This is a genomic window from Agathobaculum sp. Marseille-P7918 (assembly GCF_900625105.1).
Classification (GTDB): Bacteria; Bacillota; Clostridia; order Oscillospirales; family Butyricicoccaceae; genus Agathobaculum.
In genome coordinates, this window is the sequence record NZ_UYYD01000006.1 from 88,651 (window position 1) to 107,772 (window position 19,122).

14 protein-coding genes and 1 other RNA gene are annotated in these 19,122 nt (G+C 61.5%); 2 read left to right on the top strand and 13 right to left on the bottom strand.

Features of this window, described 5'->3' with window-relative positions; all coding sequences use genetic code 11:
- The first annotated feature begins 4 nt into the window (after positions 1-4).
- Positions 5-1,321 (top strand): MATE family efflux transporter, encoded by a 1,317-nt coding sequence (locus tag EJL02_RS09725; protein ID WP_125116216.1) that lies wholly within the window; start codon positions 5-7, stop codon positions 1,319-1,321.
- Positions 1,322-1,377: 56 nt separating this feature from the next.
- On the opposite strand, the gene murD is transcribed toward EJL02_RS09725, so the two are convergent.
- The gene (gene murD / locus EJL02_RS09730; protein WP_125116217.1) at positions 1,378-2,739 is read right to left on the bottom strand and encodes a UDP-N-acetylmuramoyl-L-alanine--D-glutamate ligase; all 1,362 of its coding nucleotides are present in this window, start codon (positions 2,737-2,739) and stop codon (positions 1,378-1,380) included.
- A 106-nt stretch (positions 2,740-2,845) separates the two neighbouring features.
- Between murD and rnpB the strand changes: the two genes are divergently transcribed.
- Positions 2,846-3,177: RNase P RNA component class A (gene rnpB, locus EJL02_RS09735), an RNA gene on the top strand.
- 45 nt (positions 3,178-3,222) lie between these two features.
- On the opposite strand, the gene rpoD is transcribed toward rnpB, so the two are convergent.
- The 12 genes from rpoD to addA all read right to left on the bottom strand — a co-directional run bounded on the left by rpoD (position 3,223) and on the right by addA (position 19,121).
- Positions 3,223-4,455, bottom strand: coding sequence for an RNA polymerase sigma factor RpoD (gene rpoD, locus EJL02_RS09740; RefSeq protein ID WP_125116218.1), 1,233 nt, complete (start codon positions 4,453-4,455; stop codon positions 3,223-3,225).
- The gene (gene dnaG, locus EJL02_RS09745) at positions 4,452-6,218 is read right to left on the bottom strand and encodes a DNA primase (RefSeq protein ID WP_125116219.1); all 1,767 of its coding nucleotides are present in this window, start codon (positions 6,216-6,218) and stop codon (positions 4,452-4,454) included. The genes rpoD and dnaG overlap by 4 nt, the downstream gene beginning before the upstream one ends.
- A gap of 33 nt (positions 6,219-6,251) precedes the next feature.
- A complete protein-coding gene (locus tag EJL02_RS09750; RefSeq protein WP_125116220.1) occupies positions 6,252-7,253 on the bottom strand; it encodes a deoxyguanosinetriphosphate triphosphohydrolase in 1,002 nt (333 codons plus the stop codon).
- A 100-nt stretch (positions 7,254-7,353) separates the two neighbouring features.
- Positions 7,354-7,989, bottom strand: coding sequence for a YigZ family protein (locus tag EJL02_RS09755; RefSeq protein ID WP_125116221.1), 636 nt, complete (start codon positions 7,987-7,989; stop codon positions 7,354-7,356).
- Positions 7,990-8,009: 20 nt separating this feature from the next.
- Positions 8,010-9,296 carry a GTPase HflX gene (hflX, locus tag EJL02_RS09760; protein ID WP_125116222.1) on the bottom strand — a complete coding sequence of 429 codons (1,287 nt, stop codon included), beginning with the start codon at positions 9,294-9,296 and terminating at the stop codon, positions 8,010-8,012.
- A 109-nt stretch (positions 9,297-9,405) separates the two neighbouring features.
- Positions 9,406-9,609: a 50S ribosomal protein L31 gene (rpmE, locus tag EJL02_RS09765; RefSeq protein ID WP_031475830.1), complete on the bottom strand. Its 204-nt coding sequence runs from the start codon at positions 9,607-9,609 to the stop codon at positions 9,406-9,408.
- Positions 9,610-9,697: 88 nt separating this feature from the next.
- Positions 9,698-10,156 (bottom strand): S-ribosylhomocysteine lyase, encoded by a 459-nt coding sequence (locus EJL02_RS09770; protein ID WP_125116223.1) that lies wholly within the window; start codon positions 10,154-10,156, stop codon positions 9,698-9,700.
- Positions 10,153-11,541 (bottom strand): MATE family efflux transporter, encoded by a 1,389-nt coding sequence (locus EJL02_RS09775; protein WP_125116224.1) that lies wholly within the window; start codon positions 11,539-11,541, stop codon positions 10,153-10,155. The genes EJL02_RS09770 and EJL02_RS09775 overlap by 4 nt, the downstream gene beginning before the upstream one ends.
- 110 nt (positions 11,542-11,651) lie before the next feature.
- Complete coding sequence (locus EJL02_RS09780) at positions 11,652-12,305, bottom strand: HAD family hydrolase (protein WP_164510374.1); 654 nt, start codon at positions 12,303-12,305, stop codon at positions 11,652-11,654.
- Between the two features lie 26 nt (positions 12,306-12,331).
- A complete protein-coding gene (locus EJL02_RS09785; protein ID WP_125116226.1) occupies positions 12,332-13,627 on the bottom strand; it encodes a chloride channel protein in 1,296 nt (431 codons plus the stop codon).
- 92 nt (positions 13,628-13,719) lie between these two features.
- Positions 13,720-15,225 (bottom strand): IMP dehydrogenase, encoded by a 1,506-nt coding sequence (locus tag EJL02_RS09790; RefSeq protein ID WP_125116227.1) that lies wholly within the window; start codon positions 15,223-15,225, stop codon positions 13,720-13,722.
- 326 nt (positions 15,226-15,551) lie between these two features.
- Positions 15,552-19,121 (bottom strand): helicase-exonuclease AddAB subunit AddA, encoded by a 3,570-nt coding sequence (gene addA, locus EJL02_RS09795; RefSeq protein ID WP_125116228.1) that lies wholly within the window; start codon positions 19,119-19,121, stop codon positions 15,552-15,554.
- Position 19,122 lies beyond the last annotated feature (1 nt).

Sequence of the window (19,122 nt, forward strand, 5' to 3'; positions counted from 1 at the left end):
ACCCATGAATCAAACCGCCAATCTGCGCACATTCGGCCACTATGCTTGGCTGAACATCCTCGGCATGATCGGCATTTCCTGCTATATCCTTGCCGACACCTTTTTCGTCTCCCGCGGCACAGGCGCGACCGGTCTTGCCGCGCTCAACATCGCGATTCCCGCGTTTAACCTGCTCAACGGACTGGGGCTGATGACCGGCGTGGGCGGCGCGACGCATTTTTCCATCTGCCGCGCGCAAAACGATACGCAAGGCGCCGACCGCGCGTTTACGCATGCGGTTTTTCTCGGTCTGGGCATCGGCGTGGTGTTTCTGCTGCTCGGCGGATTGGGTGCGGCGCCGCTTGCCCGCCTGCTGGGCGCGGATGCGGAGACCTTCCCGCTGACCAGCGTCTATCTGCGCACGCTTTTGAGCTTTTCGCCCTTTTTCGTGATGAACAATGTGCTGCTTGCCTTTGTGCGCAACGACGGTGACCCCGGCCGTGCCATGCGCGGCATGGTCATCGGCAGCCTGTCCAATATCGTGTTTGACTACCTGTTCATCTTCCCGCTTGGCATGGGTATGTTCGGCGCGGCGCTCGCCACCGGCGTGTCCCCCATCATCAGCATCCTGCTGCAGATCGGCCATCTGCGCCGCCCTGACCGCGGCTTCCATCTGCTGCGCTGCCGTCCGCAGCTGCGCGCGCTGCCCTCGCTGTGCGCGCCCGGCCTGTCCTCGCTCATCAGCGAAGCGTCCTCCGGCGTGGTGCTGCTGCTGTTCAACCTGATCCTGCTGCGTCTGGCGGGCAACACCGCCGTTGCCGCCTATGGCATCATCGCCAACCTGGCGCTCGTCGCCATCGCGATCTTTCAGGGCCTCAGCACCGGCATGCAGCCGCTGGTCAGCCGCAGCAGCGGCGAGGGCGACCATGCTGCCCTGCGCCGCCTGTACCGCTATGGTATTGTCACCGCGCTCGGCATCGCAACCTTGCTGTATGTGCTGGTGTTTGCCTTTGCGGTGCCCATTGCCGCGGCATTCAACAGTGCGGGCGACCCGGTGCTGACGGGCTATGCCGTGCCCGGCCTGCGCATTTACTTTCTCGGCTTCTGGTGCGCGGGGCTCAACATCGTTTCCGCCTCGTTTTTCAGCGCCTCCGACCACACCGCCACCGGCTTTGCCATTTCGCTGGTGCGCGGCGTGGCGGCGATCCCGCCCATCCTGTTCGCGCTAGCGGCGCTGTTCGGCGTCGCCGGTGTCTGGGCTGCCTTCCCCGCCGTCGAAGCCGTGACAGCCATTCTGACGCTCCTATGCGTCCGGCACGCGTTTTCCTCCGGCAAAATATAAACGAAAAGGCCTTCGGCACATTGCCGAAGGCCTTCTTTTCTTTGGATTATATGCCGTTACAGCGCTTCCACCAGCGATTTAAACAGCTTGCCGCGCTCCATAAAGTTCTTAAAACGGTCAAACGAAGCGCTGGCCGGGCTCATGATGACCACGTCGCCCTCTTCCGCGCGTGCCGCCGCTTCGCGGACTGCGGTCTCAAGGTTTTCCACCTCGAGGATGGGCGGATGCTCGCCCTCGACCGCAAGCACACAGTCGCGGATCTTGGGTGCGGTCGCGCCGGTCACCAACAGCAGCTTGACATGGTCGCAGATCGGCTTGCCCAGCACATCATACGGGATGTGCTTGTCATAACCGCCCGCGATCAGGATGACCTTCTGCTGGAAGGACTCCAATCCCGCAATCGTACGGGTCGGGCTGGACGCGATCGAGTCGTTATAGTACTTGACGCCGTCCTTTTCGCGCACAAACTCGATGCGGTGCTCGACACCGCCGAACGTGGTCGCCACCGCGCGGATATCGTCGTCCGAGGCATAGCCCTGCACGATGGCCGCCGCCATCATCATGTTATACACGTTATGCGCGCCGGGAATCCGGATATCGGCCGCCGGCATCAGCTCACGCCGCGCGCCGTTGTCCGCGATATAGATCACATCATCCTTGAGGAACACACCGTTGGCAAGTTCCTGCTTTTTGCTCGTGCAGAACAGGTTGCCCGACGCATGCAGCGTGCGCGTGACCTCGTCGTCCAGATTGAGCACCAGACGGTCATTCTCGGTCTGGCTGCGGTAGATCGCCGTCTTGGCCTGCACATACTCGTCGAAATCCTTGTGATAGTCCAGATGGTTGGGCGTCAGGTTGGTGATCGCCGCAACATGGGGCGAATGCTTCATCCCCATCAGCTGGAAGGAGGAAAGCTCGACGACCGCAAGGTCCTTCGGCTTCATTTCGCCGACCCGCGGCAGCAAGGGCGTGCCGATATTGCCGCCCAGATGCACGGTATAGCCCGCGTGCTTCAAAATCTCGCTGACCAGCGTCGTGGTGGTCGTTTTGCCGTCCGAGCCGGTGATGCCGATGATCGGGCACGGGCAAACCGTGAAAAACAGTTCCATCTCGCTGGTGATCTCCGAGCCGCGCTCGCGCGCCTTTTCCAGAAACCGCGGATGCACGCCCGGCGTGCGGAAGATCACGTCTTCGTCCAGCGCATCCAGATAATGCTCGCCCAGCACGAAATCCACGCCGAGCGTCGCCAGTGTGGCATAGCCGTCCCCCAGTTCGGTGGGGTCCTTTTTGTCATGTACGGTCACCCGAACGCCGGCTGCACGCAGCATGCGGATGAGCGGCATATTGCTCACCCCTGCGCCGATGACCCCGACCCGCTTATCCGACAGGCCGCCCAAGTATTGTTCTAAAGCTGTCATAATTTGCGTTACACCGCCTTTTTCACAGGTTACAGTATACAGGATTTTTCCCCTTTTTGCAAGTCCGGTTTGACGGGGACGTTTTTTTGCGGTATACTGGATGTCGTGACTGGTGCTGACGGTCGCGTGCCTGACGGCATGAGGAAAGTCCGGGCTGCACAGGGCAAGGATAACGGATAACGTCCGCCGGGGGCGACCCCAGGAATAGTGCAACAGAGATATACCGCCGGTCTTCTGACCGGTAAGGGTGGAAAGGCGAGGTAAGAGCTCACCGCGCCCCATGGTGACATGGGGGGCCTGTAAACTCTATCCGCAGCAACGCCGACAGGGACCATGGCTTGCCCGGCCGTCCCGACCGGCGGCTTGAGGCGCGCGGCAACGCGCGTCCCAGATAGATGACCGTCCACGACAGAACCCGGCTTACGCACCAGTCATACCAACACAAAAAAGGCGCTCATTTGAGCGCCTTTTCTTCTTTTTTCCTTAGTTTAAGAAATCCTTCAGCTTTTTCGAGCGCGACGGATGGCGCAGCTTGCGCAGCGCCTTCGCCTCGATCTGGCGGATGCGTTCACGCGTGACATTGAACTCCTTGCCGACTTCCTCGAGCGTGCGGGTGTGGCCGTCCTCGATGCCGAAGCGCAGGCGCAGCACCTTTTCCTCACGCGGGGTGAGCGTCTTGAGCACTTCCACCAGCTGCTCCTTGAGCAGCATGAAGGACGCCGCCTCGGCCGGTTCGGGCGCATCGTCGTCCGGGATGAAATCGCCCAGATGCGAATCCTCTTCCTCGCCGATCGGGGTCTCGAGCGACACCGGCTCCTGCGCGATCTTGAGGATGTCGCGCACGCGGTCTACCGGCATGCTCATCTCCTTGGCGATCTCCTCCGGGCTGGGATCGTGGCCCAGCTCCTGCAGCAGCTGGCGCGACACGCGGATGACCTTGTTGATGGTCTCCACCATGTGCACCGGGATACGGATGGTGCGCGCCTGGTCCGCGATCGCGCGCGTGATCGCCTGACGAATCCACCAGGTCGCGTAGGTCGAGAACTTAAAGCCCTTGGTCGAGTCGAACTTCTCGACCGCCTTGATCAAACCGAGGTTGCCTTCCTGAATCAGGTCGAGGAACAGCATGCCGCGGCCGACGTAACGCTTGGCGATCGAAACCACCAGACGGAGGTTGGCCTCCGCCAGACGCTTTTTCGCCTTTTCGCCGGTCTTGACGTCACGGTCGAGCTGGGCGCGCTCCTCGGCGGGAATGGCGTCGCCCTCGGCCTTGATGCGGGCCTCGGCCTCGTTGCCCTTCTGCATCTGCTCGGCGAGCGTGACCTCTTCCTCCGGCGAAAGCAGATCCACCTTGCCGATCTCCTTGAGGTACATGCGCACCGGGTCGTCGATGGCAAAGGTCTCGGCCATCGCCGAGGTATCGATCAGTTCCTCTTCGGGCACTTCCTCGACGTCCTTAGGCTCAAACACTTCGTCATCATCGTCGCCCAGCGCCTTTTCCAGCACGCCTTCGGTTTCCACCTCGATGCCCATGCTCTCGAGCGTTTCGTACAGTTTATCGATATCGTCGCTTTCCAGGTCCAGCTGGCCGAGCGCATCCGCGATCTCCTTGAGCGTCAGCCGTCCGTTTTTCTTGCCCAGCGCCAGCAGATCCTTGAGTACCTGCTGCTGGTCCACTGCCTGCTCCGGTGCGTTTGCATTGCCCGTCGTCGTCATATCGTTTGTCCTCCCGCGTTTTGTTTTTTTATTCGTCCAAAGGTCAGCAGCGGGTCCTCGCCCGCTTCGGTGATCGTACCGTCTCTGACTCGCTGCATGCGTATGGTGTTTATGTATTCCTGCATTTCCTGCCGGTGTTCGCCCGGTGGGATGCCCTGATCGAGGATAGCGGACAGGAGGCTCATTTCATTCGCCTCCAGCCAGCCCTCAAACGACAGGATATCCACCATCTGGCCTTCCCGGTCGAGCGCGAGCACGCGCTCATATATCTTACGCAGCACAGGCGCGGAAAACCACGCCGGCGGCAATTCTTTTTCCAGACCCACGGCCAGCTTCTGATCGTAAAACAGCAGCCGCAGCACGTTCTCCTCCGCCTTGGCGCTTTTGACATCTGCATAGGCAAGCGTGCGGTCCTTGGGCTGCGCCATGCCGACCGGCGAGCGGATCTCGCGCCGTTCGGCGGCCTTCTGCTTTTTCTTGCGGATGTTCAGCTCGCGCCGCACCTCGACATTCATCGCCTCGGCGGTCACGCCCGCCATCTTGGCCGCGCGGCCGGCATATACCTCGCGCTCAATGCTGCTCTCGATGCCGGCAAGCATGCGCGCCGCGTCCCGCAAAAACTGCACGCGCGCTTCGTCGTCCTCCAGATCGTACTTGGCCGCGATCTGCTCGAGCCGGTAGGCGTTGTGGTCCTCGCTGCGCTCGATGAGCGCGCGGAACGCATCCGCCCCCTTGGCCTTGATGAACTCGTCCGGGTCCTTCGCCCCGGGAATCCGGAGCACCTTGACCTGCAAATCGCATTTTTTCAAAATGTCGATCGCGCGCTGCGCGGCCGACTGCCCCGCGCCGTCCGCGTCATAGGAAATGACGATGCGACCGACATGCCGGGCGATGATGCGCGCCTGTTCCTCGGTCAGCGAGGTGCCGAGCGAGGCGACTGCACAGTCAAATCCCGCCTGATGCAGCGCGATGACGTCCATATACCCCTCGGCTAAGATGAAATAGCCGCTTTTCGTGGTCTTGGACAGGTTGAGCGCAAACAGGTTGCGGCTCTTGTGGAAAATCGGCGTTTCGGGCGAGTTGAGGTATTTCGGCTTGGAATCGTCCAGCACACGCCCGCCGAACGCGATTACGTTGCCGCGCACGTCGATGATCGGGAACATCACGCGCCCGCGGAAGCGGTCGTACACATGTCCTTTCTCGCTGCGGCTCAATAGTCCCGCGTCCAGCATCTCGTCGCGCGTGTAGCCCTTGGCGGTCATCGCGTCGAGCAGCGCGTGGAACGAGTCGGGCGCATAGCCCAGCCCGAAGCGGTTCATCGTGCGCCGGTGCAGGCCGCGGCCGAGAAAATACTGCTGCGCCACACGGTTCTCCGGCTTCCACAGCGTATCGTAATAAAACCGCGCCGCATCCTTGCACAGGGCGTACAGCCGCTCGCGATGGCGGGCCGCCTTCCGGTCGGCCTCGCCCTGTTCGGGCACCTGCATGCCCGCACGCGCGGCCAGATAGCGCACCGCGTCGGGAAACTCCAGCCCTTCGGCCTTCATCGTGAACGTGATGACCCCGCCGCCCGCGCCGCAGCCGAAGCAGTGGAAAATCTGCTTGTCGGGCGAGACCGAAAAAGACGGGGTTTTTTCGTTGTGGAAGGGGCACAGGCCAAAATAGTTGGCGCCGCTTTTTTTCAGCTGCACATATTGGGATACGACATCCACAATATCGTTCCGCGCGGACAATTCATCCAGAAACACGCGGTCAAACGCCATTTGCCCACCTCCTTTGTAGGATAGCCGGATTTTTTATCCGTCAATCTTGTTCCAGCTTCTAGGAATAAATAATTTTTTATAGACCGAGATCGAATACCGGTCGGTCATGCACGCGATATAGTCGCACACGACGCGCTCGAGCGGCTCGCCCTGTGTCATCAGCACAAAATAGTCGCCGGGCAGCTCATCCGGATGGGCGACGAAATATTCATACAGTCCGCGCAGCATTTTCTTGGCGCGGGATTCCTCGCGCTGCGCCTCGGTGCCGTGATAGACATGGTCGAACATAAACTGGCGCAGCTCCATCATATCGTCGTGCACCTGCTCGTCCATGCCAATCTCCTGGTGCGTCATGCCGTATTCGATCATGGCCGTCACCATGGTGTCGATGCGCTTGCCGTGGCTGTCGCCCAGACGGCGCCGCAGATACTGCGGGATATCGGCGTTGCGGATCAGACCGGCGCGGATCGCGTCGTCGATGTCATGGTTGATATAGGCAATGCGGTCGGCATAGTGGATGATGCGCCCTTCGGGCGTGTCCGCTTTTTTCGCGCCCGTGTGGCACACGATGCCGTCGCGCACTTCATAAGTAAGGTTCAGATCCTCCAGCAGGTCCACCATGCGCAGGCTCTGCTCGTTGTGCCGGAAACCGAACGGGCATACCTCGGCCAGCGCGCGCTCGCCCGCGTGGCCGAACGGCGTGTGTCCCAAATCATGGCCGAGGGCGATCGCCTCGGTCAGGTCCTCATTCAGGCACAACGCGCGCGCCACCGTGCGCGCGATCTGCGAAACTTCAAGCGTATGCGTCAGCCGGGCGCGGTAATGGTCGCCCTCGGGCGAGATGAATACCTGCGTCTTATGGCTCAGCCGCCGGAACGCCTTGGAGTGGATGATGCGGTCACGGTCGCGTTGGAAACAGGTGCGATAGGGGCACGGCTCCATTTCGCGCTGCCGTCCCTTGGAATGGTCCGCAAACGTGGCCCAAGGGGCAAGGATGCGCCGCTCCCGCTGCTCCTGCTGTTCCCGGATCGTCATGCGGCATGCACCTCCCCTATTTTTGTCCGGAAAAAATCGTCTAAATGATTTATACCAGATCGATCGTCAAAACCCTTCTTTTGTGTGCAAAAAATTTGTATTATTTTATGCGCCGCCCCATGAAACGGGTCTCCATCACCTCGGCATACACCTGCCCCGCCGTCGCTTCGGCCAGCGCGGCGTTGAGTTTTTCCTCCCCGCCCGCGGGCAGCGTGACCGTCAGCGTCACATCCGCGCCGAAATCGGTCTGTTCGACCGCGCAATCGCAGTCCGGCAGCAGATGGAGCACCAGTTCATATAAGTTATACGGGCAGGCGATCAGCGCGACCGAAAACAGGCTCATGCGCTGCACGCCCGCGGCTGCGACCGCAATCTGCGCGCCCTTGGTATAGGCGCGCACCAGCCCGCCCGTGCCGAGCAGGATGCCGCCGAAATAGCGCGTGACCACACACAGGCAGTTTTCCAGCTGCTCGTGCCGCAGCACATCCAGAATCGGCATGCCGGCCGTGCCCTGCGGCTCGCCGTCATCCGAATAGCGCATGGCATTGCCCTCGCGCAGGATATAGGCATAGCAATTGTGCGTCGCGTCCCAATAGGTCTCGCGCATCTCCTTGATGCGGGCGACCGCTTCCTCCGCTGTCTCCACGCGCCACAGCCGCCCGGTGAATTTGGAGCGTTTTTCTTCAAATTTATCCTCGCCATATGCGGCGAAGGGCACAAAATAATCTTTTTCCATCGTGTTTCCCCGTTTGCGCGTTATTCCTCCACCCGGTACTGCATCACGCGGCCGTAGGTCTTATCGTCCACGATCGCCTCGACCAGCGTGCCGTCCGCGGCATAGTCGGTCGCCTCGATCTGTGCCTCGCGGTGCAGCATATCAAGCACCGCGCCGTCGGCATAGGGAATGAGCAGCTTGACGCGGTGTTTGCCGCGGCCGAGTGCATGCTCGATGGCCACAAGCAGCGCGTCCACGCCCTCGCCCGTCTTGGCCGAAATCTTGACGCCTTCGTCCGGCCGGAAAAACGGGATGACGTCCGGATCGCACTTGTCCGCCTTGTTGTACACCATCAGTCGCGGGATATCCTGTGCGCCCAGCTGCGCGATGACGCTTTCGACCGTTTCGGCCTGCATGCGCCAGTCCTCATCGGACACATCGACAACATGCAGCAGCAGGTCGGCGTAGGCCAGCTCTTCGAGCGTCGCCTTGAAAGCACTTACCAGATGATGCGGCAGCTTGCGGATAAAGCCGACCGTGTCGGACAGCAAAATCTCCTGCGTGTCCGAAATGCGCTTTTTGCGCGTGGTCGGGTCGAGCGTGTCGAACAGGCGGTCGTTGGCTTCGATGCCCGCGCCGGTCAGCGTATTGAGCAGCGTGGACTTGCCCGCGTTGGTATAGCCCACGATCGCGACCAGCGGCAGCTCGGTCTTTTTGCGCTGGCGGCGCTGCACCGCGCGCACCTGCCGCACCTGCTCAAGGTCAGCTTTCAGCTTGTCGATGCGCTTGCGGATATGACGGCGGTCGGTCTCAAGCTGAGTCTCGCCCGGGCCGCGCGTGCCGATCGGGCTTTTGCCGCCGCCCGCAGTCTGGCGCACCAGATGCGTCCACATGCCGGCCAGCCGCGGCAGGATATACTGATACTGCGCCAGCTCCACCTGCAGCTTGCCTTCGCCCGTGCGGGCGCGCTGCGCGAAAATATCCAGAATGAGCGCCGAGCGGTCAAGCACGGTGCATTTGGTCAGCTCCTCAAGGTTGCGCGTCTGCGAGGGCGACAGCTCGTTATCGAACAGCACGAGCGTGGCCTCGTTGGCCTCCGCCAGCTGCCGCACTTCCTCGGCCTTGCCCTCACCGATAAAGGTGCGGGCATCCGGCGCCGGGCGGCGCTGCAAGGTCACGGCAACGGCCTCGGCGCCCGCGGTCTCCGCCAGCGCGCGCAGCTCGTCCATCGTGCGCTCGTCCGCGTCCTGCTGCGCGTTGAACGACGGACAGCTCAGTCCGACCAATACCGCACGCTCCGGCTGCGTCTTGTTTTCCAATTCAGTCATATTACAGATTCCTCCCCTCTCCGGGGCGTGCCCGCATCAATCGGGCGGATTTTCAAACAGAAAAGCCACCGAAACGCGCCTCATGAGCAACCGTTTCGATGGCTTTCTCTTACTTGTCCAGATTGAAACGCTTCTTGAAGCGATCAACACGTCCGCCGGTGTCTACCAGCTTCTGCTTGCCCGTGAAGAAGGGGTGGCACTTGGAGCAAACGTCAACGACGATATTCTCCTTAGTGGAGCCGGTCTCAATGACATTGCCGCAGGCACAGCGGATCGTGGTCTGCTTGTACTCGGGATGGATGCCCTGTTTCATGTTGTTTCACCTCTTTCCACGGGAAATCACAAAATTTCTCTTGCAGTCGTAAGGATATGATACCATACCCGGCGACAAAATGCAAGCATTATTTTTCATATACCAGATTTTCTTCCGTCCAATCTTTCAGCACCGGAATCATGGACGCGGCAAGCGCCTTTGCGCCCGCCAGATCGTGCAGCAGATAGTTGCCGCACTCGATGCGGCTCGCGCCCGGGATCTCCCCTTCGTAAGACGCGATGAACGCCATGCTCTCACGCACCAGATCAATCGCGTCCGCGGGCGCCATATCGCGCACGAGGAAGTAAAAACCGGTCTGGCAGCCCATCGGGCCGCAGTAAATGATGCGGTCGGCAAAGCGCGAGTTGCGCGTAAACGTCGCAAACAGGTGCTCGAACGTGTGCCCGGCCGCGGGCTGGATGTAAGTACCGGCATTGGGATACACCATGCGGATATCATAGGTCGTGATATCGCCGTCGATGCGCGAGGTGTACATGCCCGGCTTTAATTTATCGTGATTGACTTCAAAGCTCGCAATGCGCTTCATGATTTCTTCTCCTTTTCCGCGCCCAGATACCGCAGCTCCGTGCAGTACTCACGCCACAGCAGCACATACGAAATAAAGAACGCTGCGATCTCCGCGATCGGGAACGAGTACCAGATCGCAGCCAGACCGAAGAACTTGCCCAGCAGCCATGCTGCCGGCAGGATGATGACCAGCTGACGGCAAACCGACACGATCAAGCTGTTCATGCCGCGCGCCGTCGCCTGGAACAGGGTGGAATTGATGATACCGAAGGCCGCGCCCAGGAAGGACAGGCTGATGATTTTGAGCGCCGGCACACCGACCTCGAGCATGTCCGCAATTGCGGCTTCGTCCGTGCGATCGACGAACATCATCAGCATCTGCTCCGGAATGATCTGGAACACGATCAGGCCGATAAACATGATGACCACCGCCGCTGTCAGCGTGATCTTATAGGCGCCGAACAGACGGTTCTTGTTGCGCGCGCCGTAGTTATAGCCCATGACCGGCAGCGCGCCCTGGTTGAGGCCGAACACCGGCATAAATACGAAGGTCTGCAACTTGAAATAAACCGCCAGAACATTGACCGCAGTCTGCGAAAAACCGATCAGGATGGCGTTGAGTCCGGCCGTCATCACGGAAACCACGCTCTGCATGACGATGCCGGGCAAGCCCACGCGATAAATATCCTTGACCGTCTGGATGCGCCATCTGAATTCGCGCATGTTGACCTGCAGCACCTTCTGATGGACAAACACACCCCACAGACCGATCAGCATACCGAAGATCTGGCCGATGACGGTGGCGAGCGCCGCGCCGCGCACGCCCATTTCCGGGAACGGGCCGATACCGAAGATCATCAGCGGGTCGAGAATGATGTTGATGATGGCGCCGGTAAGACCCTGGCACATCGGGATAATCATGTTGCCGGTGGACTGCTGGAGCTTTTCACACATCATCGAGATCATAACGAAGATGCTCAGGCCCACGGCGATATGCGAATACTGGATCGCCTGCACCGTGACGTCCTCCGCCGCGCCGAACGCGCGCACGAATACGCCCGACAGGCCAAAGCCCAGCACCAGGAACACGATGCCGCCGATCACCGCCAGCGCAATGCCGTGTTCGGCCGCCGAATTGGCATGCAGACGGCGCTTTTCGCCCAGACGGCGCGCGATCAGCGAGTTGACGCCGACGCCCGTGCCGACGCCGATCGCTACGACCAGCGTTTGCAGCGGAAAGACCAGCGAAACCGCAGCCAGTGCGCTCTGCGAATACTGCGCCACGAAGATACTGTCCACGATGTTGTACAGCGCGTTGATAATCATCGAGATCATCGCGGGCAGCGCCATCGAGAAGATCAGCGGGCCCATGCGCGCCGTGCCCATTTTGTTTTGTTCTTCCAAGACTCATTCCCCCTAGCCAAAACGAAGCCGCCCCGGAACTTGTCCGGCGCAGCTGCTTTTTTACCTACTTAATAGTGTACGAAAAATAAAAAAAGATTGCAAGCCATTTCTCACAGTTTTCCGCATAATTCGTCAAAGGATTGTTCCACCACGATGTCGCTCGCCGCGCGCAGCTCGTTTTCCCCCGCAGCGTAGGCCGGCTCCACCATGCCGCAGACCTGAAACCCGGCCTTTTTCGCCGTGGTGCAGGCATAGGGCGCATCCTCAAACACCATGCAGTCCGCGGGCGCAAGCCCCATTTTCTCAGCCGTCATCAGATAGATATCCGGCTGATGCTTGGAAATGCCCACATCCTCAATGGTCAGCATAAACTCAAAATAGCCCATCATATCCCGGTCGCGCAGCGCCTTTTCCGCGTGGCGGCGTGCGGTCAGCGTCGCGATCGCCATCTTGACGCCCCGCGCGCGCAGCCCATCCAAAAACGCGATCACGCCGTCCTTGGGCTTTGCGATCGTCTCATAGCGCGATGTGATCAGCTTGTCCATCCCCCCCACCAGCCCCGCCGCACCGCCGGGCAGGTCGTAACGCTCGGCGAAATACTGCGCCACCTGCGGCTGGGAAAAGCCCTCGCACGCCGCATACTCCTCGTCCGTCACGTTCAGGCCGAACTGCTTGAGATATCCCTGCGTCAGCCGTTTCCACACCGGCATGGAGTCGAGCAGCGTGCCGTCCATATCAAAAATCGCGCCTTTTACTTCGTGCATGTCGTTCTTTCCTCCCGGAAACAATCTCATTTGGTTTTGCGGTCGATAAACTGTGGCCGCATCTTGGAATACAGGATCTTCTGCTCGCTGTACAGGCCGTAATAGCCGCTGAGCATATAGGAAATGGCGATCACCAGCGCAAACAGCGCAAGGCCGTCGCCGCCGAACAGCTCAAACGCCAGCAAAATCGAGGTCAACGGCGAATTGGTCACGCCGCAGAATACCGCCGTCATGCCAAGCCCCGCCGCAAACGAAGGCGACAGACCGAAAAAGCCGCCGTAGGCCGCGCCGAACGTCGCCCCGATGAACAGAACGGGCACGATTTCGCCGCCTTTGTAGCCCACGCCGATCGTGACCGCCGTCAGCACCAGCTTGATAAAGCACGCCGCATAGTCGGCCTCGCCCGCGACTGCGCGTTCGATGACCGCCATGCCCGCGCCGTTATAATCCCGTGTGCCGAGCAGCAGGGACGCGATGACAACCACCAGACCGCCCACAGCGATGCACAGATATTGATTCGGAATGTACTTTTTGAACAGATGGCCGATGCGGTGGAACACGATGCACACCACCGCGCTGAGCACGGCGCACACCACGCCGAACAGCACGAGCTTGACCAGCAGCAGCGGCTCCACCTCGTGCGGAACGCCGGAAAGCGAAAACGCGGTCGTCGCACCGCCAAGGGCCAGCGCCACGCGGTGCGCGATCACCGACGCGAGCACGCACGGGAACAGCGCCGCGTAATACATCACGCCCACGCTGATGACCTCCATGGCGAAAATGCTCGCCGCCAGCGGCGTGCCGAACAGCGCGGCAAACCCCGCCGCCATGCCGCACATCGTGATCGTGCGGCTGTCCTTATCGTCCAGATGCATCCAGTGGCCGATGTTGCCCGAGATCGCGCCGCCCAGCTGGATCGCCGCGCCCTCGCGGCCGGCCGAGCCGCCGCACAGATGCGTCAGGATCGAGGTGATAAAAATGCTCGGCGCAAGGCGCAGCCGCACCGGATGGTTTTCCCGTACGGATGTCAGGATGAAATTCGTGCCGCGCTCGAGCGGCATATCCGCCCGCTTGTACCAAAAGGCGATGAACACGCCGACAAACGGCAGCAGATACAGCAGCCAGTCATACACAGCGCGCATCTCCTGCGCCCATTCGAGCGCCAGATGGAACGCCGCGCCCACCGCGCCGACCACCAGGCCGATCACCACCGAGAACACACACCAGCGCAGGAACACACCGCCGCCGCGCCGGGTCCGATACGCCAAGCCATGCAGCAGACGAACCGCCGCGCCGAACGTTTTCCGGCTTCCACTCTCCATATTCATTCCCCTTTCCGACAAGAATTGCCCCGCAGATGTCCTGCGGGGCAATCTTTTCAGACGCAGTTTGCGGTCCTTTGCCGCAGTGATGCTTACTTGCTGGTTGTGGAAGTCTCTTTGAGCACAACGTCGTGCGCGCCGCCTTCGACGATCGAAGTGGCGGATACCAACGTGATCTTGGCCTTCTTCTGGAACTCCGGAATGGAGAGCGAGCCACAGTTGCACATGGTCGAACGGACCTTGCTCAGCGTCAGGCCGAGGTTATCCTTGAGCGAGCCGGCGTACGGTACATAAGAATCGACGCCTTCCTCGAAGGACAGCTTGGCCTCGCCGCCCATATCGTAGCGCTGCCAGTTGCGCGCGCGGGACGAACCTTCGCCCCAGTATTCCTTCATGTAGCTGCCGTTGATGTTGACCTTGTTGGTCGGGGACTCGTCAAAACGCGAGAAGTAACGGCCGAGCATGAGGAAATCCGCGCCCATCGCGAGCGCCAGCGTGCAGTGATAGTCGTGTACGATGCCGCCGTCCGAGCAGATCGGCACATAAATGCCGGTCTCGAGGAAATACTCGTCGCGCGCCGCGGCAACCTCGATCAGTGCGGTTGCCTGACCGCGGCCGATGCCCTTCTGCTCACGGGTGATGCAGATCGAACCGCCGCCGATACCGACCTTGACGAAGTCCGCGCCCGCGTCCGCCAGGAAGCGGAAGCCTTCGCGATCCACCACGTTGCCCGCGCCGACCTTGACACTGTCGCCGTAGTTCTCACGGATCCAGGCAAGCGTGCGGCTCTGCCACTCGGAGAAGCCTTCGGAAGAGTCGATGCACAGCACATCCGCACCGGCATCCACCAGCGCCGGCACGCGCTCCGCATAGTCACGGGTGTTGATGCCCGCGCCGACCACATAGCGCTTGTGCTCGTCGAGCAGCTCGAGCGAGTTGGCCTTGTGGCTGTCATAGTCCTTGCGGAACACCATATAAACCAGATGCTGCTCGTCATCCACGAGCGGCAGCGAATTGAGCTTGTGATCCCAGATGATGTCGTTTGCCACCTTGAGGGTGGTGTCCGCCGGCGCGGTGACCAGCTTTTCAAACGGCGTCATAAACTCGGATACCGGCACGTTGCGCTCCATGCGGGAAACGCGGTAGTCACGGCTGGTGACGATGCCGAGCAGGCGGCCGGTGGCCGTGCCGTCGTCGGTGACGGCCATGGTCGAGTGACCGGTCTTTGCCTTCAGTTCGAGTACATCCGCGAGCGTCTGCTCCGGGCGCAGGTTGGAATCGGATACGATGAAACCTGCCTTGTAGGACTTTACGCGAGCGACCATCGCCGCTTCGCTTTCAATGGTCTGCGAACCATAAATAAAGGAGATGCCGCCCTCCTGTGCCAGCGCAATTGCCATGCGGTCGTCCGAAACCGCCTGCATGATGGCCGAAACCATCGGGATGTTGGCATACAGCGCCGACTGCTCGCCCTTGTGGTACTTGACGATCGGGGTGCGCAGGCTGACGTTCGCCGGGATGCATTCAGCGGAGGAATACCCCGGCACAAGCAGATATTCGTTGAACGTATGCGAAGGTTCACTGAAATAATATGCCATAAAGTTTCTCCTTTTCTCCATTCCTGTTTTCCGAATTCTATGTTGATCTTTATTATATCCTTTTTGCGGAACAAAGTAAAGCGGGCATGTGACAGTTTTTGCGCTTATTTGCCAGCCGTCCGTTATGCAAAAACGCAAAAAGAAAGAACCGCGGTTTATCTGGCAAACCGCGGTTCCCTCTTTTGGAAATGAGGAATGAATGTTATGGGCGAGTAAATGGTTGCGGGGTCGTCCGGTCTTTGTCCGGTTCCCCTTGCTTTTTTCGTTTTCAGGTTAGCATGTTCCCTGTGCCCTGTCAACCGCCCGCCCGTGATTTTAACGCAATCTTAACTGTCCTCGGTCTGCCAGCTTGCGCCGCTGTGGAAGAAATACAGCACACACTGCCGCACCGGACGCGCAAACACCTCGCGCACCGCCAGCGCGTAGGCCTGCATCTGCGCGCGGTACTGCGCGGCGCGCGCCGGGATGCCGTCCTCGCTCACCCGGTCGGTCTTGAAGTCCAGAATCACGAACCCCTCCGGCGTGTCGATCAGGCAGTCAATGACGCCTTGCAGCAGCACCTTTTCCTCCGGCGCCTGCTCCGCCACGGGGAAATACCGCGCCGCCGGCACCAGAACGGAGAACTTGAATTCACGCCGTACGGGATTGTGCGCCATCAGGCCGCAGTACAGGTCGGACGCGAAAAACGCCTCGATCTTGCCCGGGTCGATCGCCGCCGCCTGTTCGGGCGAAAGCAGCCGCGCCTGTTCCAGCCGCTGCCGCTCGCACTCGACGCCGCCCGGCGCCGCGGCCGCGTCAAAGTCGCAGAACTGCATGAACAAATGGTGCGCCGTGCCGACTTCGGTCGGCGTCAGGCGGCGCTGCCCCTGCTCGAACAGCGGCGCGCGCAGCTTGGCCTCGCGGCGCGGCGGCGGGGTCTGCTCGGCAGCCTCGTCCGCGCGGTAGCCGCGCCCCAGACCGGTCGCAGTCAGCTTGCTGGGCAGCTCGGACAGAAACGCGTTGGGATACCGCAGGTACGGCTGCACCTTGTAATCCTGCGTGTCCGCATCGGCAAAGCGCAGCACCTCGGGCAGCGTGGGTTCGGCCACCTCGTCCGGCCGGAACACCTGCAAAAGGAATGCGTCGCAGTCCGTGCCGTGTTCGGGCACTTGCAGCCCGTAGGTTTCCCGCAGGGCGCGCGACGCGGGATGCCGCAGCAGCGGCGCAACGATCCACGCCAGCGGCGCACGCACCGCGCCCATGGCGTACTGCGGCAGCTCGTCGAGCATGGCCCACTGCGCCCATTTTTGCAGCGATTTTTCCAGCGTGCCGCTCGCGGCCGTGATAATCAGCTTTTCTTTCGCCCGTGTCAGCGCAACATACAGCACGCGCAGCTCCTCGCTGACCATTTCGCGTCGCTGCTGAACCGCGACCGCCGTGCGCTCGACCGTCTGATACTGCACGCCGCGCGCCAGATCGCGGCACTTGGAGCCGAAGCCCAGCTCCTTGTGCACCAGCACCGGCTCGCGCAGGTCGATCTCGTTAAACTGGCTCGCGCAGCCCGCCACGATCACCACCGGGAACTCCAAGCCCTTGGATTTGTGGATGGACAGAATGCGCACCGCGCCGCCCGTCGCCTCCGCGCCGACGGTCTGGAAGTCCTCCCCGGTCTCCTGCATGCCGCGCAGCAGCCGCACAAAATCGAACAGGCCGCGGTAACCCTGCGATTCAAACACGCGCGCCCGCTCGAAAAAGGCGAGCAGGTTTGACTGCCGCTGCGCACCGTTCGGCAGCGCACCGTACAGGCCGAGCGCGCCCGTGCGGTCGTAAATCTCCCACAGCAAGCGGTACACCGGCTGGTCGCAGGCAAACGTGCGCAGATCGTCCAGCTGCTGCAAAAACAGTTCGGCCTTGTCAAACTGACTGCGGGACGCGGCCAGCGCGTCGTAAAAGCTGACGCTGCGGTTGGTCAGGCGGATGTCGGCCAGCTCCTGCTCGGTAAAGCCATAGAGCGGTGAGCGCAGCACGCCAATGAGATCGACATCCTGCCGCGGGTTGTCGATGACCGACAGCATGGACACCATCGTGCCGACCTCGGCCGTGCCCAGCAGCCCGCCGCGCTCCTCCGCGCTCGCGGTCAAACCGGCCTGCTCGAGCTGCGCGATAAACGCCTGCGCGCGCGGTTTGGGCGAGCGCAGCAGGATGACGATATCGCCCGGCGTCACCGGACGCATCGCCCCGGTCTCCTTATCCCGCACCGGAAAGCCCTCGTCGATGAGCGCGCGAATGCGGTTTGCCACCAACCGCGCTTCCAGCGTGGTTTTATCCGGCGCGTCGTCGTCCTCGCCCAGTCCCGCGGCGTCCAGCAGCAGCACTTCAGTTTTGTAGCGTGCGTGCCCTGCGTCCGGGTACTCCATGCCCAGATGCAGCGCCTCGCGGTCGGTGTATTTCAGGTCGCCCACGGTTTCGCCCATGACCGCCGAAAACAGGTAGTTGCACGCGTCCAGCACCGCTGCGCGCGAGCGGAAGTTCTGCCCGAGCACCACGCGGCGCGGCGCGCCGTCCTCCGCTTTGTCCGCGTCGGCAAAGGCGCGGTATTTTTGCAGGAAGATGGACGGGTCGGCCAGGCGGAACCCGTAAATGCTCTGCTTGACGTCACCGACCAGAAACAGGTTGCGCTCGTCCTGTGACAGCGCACGAAAGATCGCGTCCTGCACGGCGTTGGTGTCCTGATACTCGTCCACCGCAATCTCCGCATATTGCGCGGACAGCGTTTTGGCCAGCGCCGAGGGCTGCGCCCCGTCGTACAGCAGGCGCACCGCAAAGTGCTCGAGGTCATTGAAATCCGCGGCGTTCCGCGCGCGCTTGGCCTCGGAAAACGCCTGCTCAAACGCGTTTACCATGTCGATCAGCGCGGAGAGCGCGGGCGCGGTCAGCGCGCGGTCCTCGGCCGCCTCCTGCGCGGTCACGGTCAGCCACTTTTCGCGGATGGTCTTGGCAACCGTTTTCCACTCCTCGCGCAGCGCCTTGATCTCCTCGAGAAACGCCTTGTCCTCGAACTTGCGCGCAGCCTTAAGCCGGTCAAACGTGATCGACCGCGCCGCCTCAACGCAGGCGTCCCAGTCGCCGCCGCGCAGCGCGTCCAGCAGGCGCTCGGCTTGGTTCAAGTCGCTTGTCAGCGCGGGCAGATAGGTGTCATACAGCTCGTCGATGCCGGTCACGGCGTCCACCGCCATGCGCAGGAAGGCCGCGCCGTGCTCGGCCGCGGCACGCGCCTGCGCGCGCAGCACGGCAGCGTGCGGCGTGTCCATGCCGTCCGCGTACAGCCCCTGCCGCACGGTTTCAAGAAACGCGCGCGGGTCGGGATGCGCCTGAATTTTCTCGTAGGTGCCCAAAATCACGTCGCCCAGCTTTTTGTCGTCGCGCCCAGCGGTCAGCAGATCGCACAGCGCAAAAAAGCCCGGCTCGCCGCGCTCATAGGCCGCGTCGAGCACCTCTTCCAGCACTTCGGCGCGCAGGATTTTGCCCTCCTGCTCATCCATCAACCGGAAATCGGGCGCGATGCCGAGCGCAGCGGCCTGCTCACGTGCGAGCGACAGGCATAGCGCGTGCACGGTCGTGATCTTCGCCCGGTGCACCAAAAACAGCTGGCGGCGCAGGCGGGTATCCTGCGGGTCGCGCGCGACTGCCTGCGCCAGCGCCGCGCCGATTCGCTCGCGCATCTCGGCCGCGGCAGCGTTGGTGAAGGTCACCAGCAGCAGCCGGTCGATGTCCACCGGGTCGCGCGGATCGGTCAGGCGGGTCAGCACCCGCTCGACCAGCACGGCAGTCTTGCCCGAGCCGGCCGCCGCCGAAACGAGCAGCGTGCCGCCCCGGTTTTCGATCGCGGTCTGTTGGTCTTTTGTCCACTGCGGCATG

Bases quoted from the DNA above. Each gene is read 5' to 3' on its own strand.
- EJL02_RS09725 (WP_125116216.1), top strand. From the start codon at position 5: ATGAATCAAACCGCCAATCTGCGCACATTCGGCCACTATGCTTGGCTG.
- murD (WP_125116217.1), bottom strand. From the start codon at position 2,739: ATGACAGCTTTAGAACAATACTTGGGCGGCCTGTCGGATAAGCGGGTC.
- rpoD (WP_125116218.1), bottom strand. From the start codon at position 4,455: ATGACGACGACGGGCAATGCAAACGCACCGGAGCAGGCAGTGGACCAG.
- dnaG (WP_125116219.1), bottom strand. From the start codon at position 6,218: ATGGCGTTTGACCGCGTGTTTCTGGATGAATTGTCCGCGCGGAACGAT.
- EJL02_RS09750 (WP_125116220.1), bottom strand. From the start codon at position 7,253: ATGACGATCCGGGAACAGCAGGAGCAGCGGGAGCGGCGCATCCTTGCC.
- EJL02_RS09755 (WP_125116221.1), bottom strand. From the start codon at position 7,989: ATGGAAAAAGATTATTTTGTGCCCTTCGCCGCATATGGCGAGGATAAA.
- hflX (WP_125116222.1), bottom strand. From the start codon at position 9,296: ATGACTGAATTGGAAAACAAGACGCAGCCGGAGCGTGCGGTATTGGTC.
- rpmE (WP_031475830.1), bottom strand. From the start codon at position 9,609: ATGAAACAGGGCATCCATCCCGAGTACAAGCAGACCACGATCCGCTGT.
- EJL02_RS09770 (WP_125116223.1), bottom strand. From the start codon at position 10,156: ATGAAGCGCATTGCGAGCTTTGAAGTCAATCACGATAAATTAAAGCCG.
- EJL02_RS09780 (WP_164510374.1), bottom strand. From the start codon at position 12,305: ATGCACGAAGTAAAAGGCGCGATTTTTGATATGGACGGCACGCTGCTC.
- EJL02_RS09785 (WP_125116226.1), bottom strand. From the start codon at position 13,627: ATGGAGAGTGGAAGCCGGAAAACGTTCGGCGCGGCGGTTCGTCTGCTG.
- EJL02_RS09790 (WP_125116227.1), bottom strand. From the start codon at position 15,225: ATGGCATATTATTTCAGTGAACCTTCGCATACGTTCAACGAATATCTG.
- addA (WP_125116228.1), bottom strand. From the start codon at position 19,121: ATGCCGCAGTGGACAAAAGACCAACAGACCGCGATCGAAAACCGGGGC.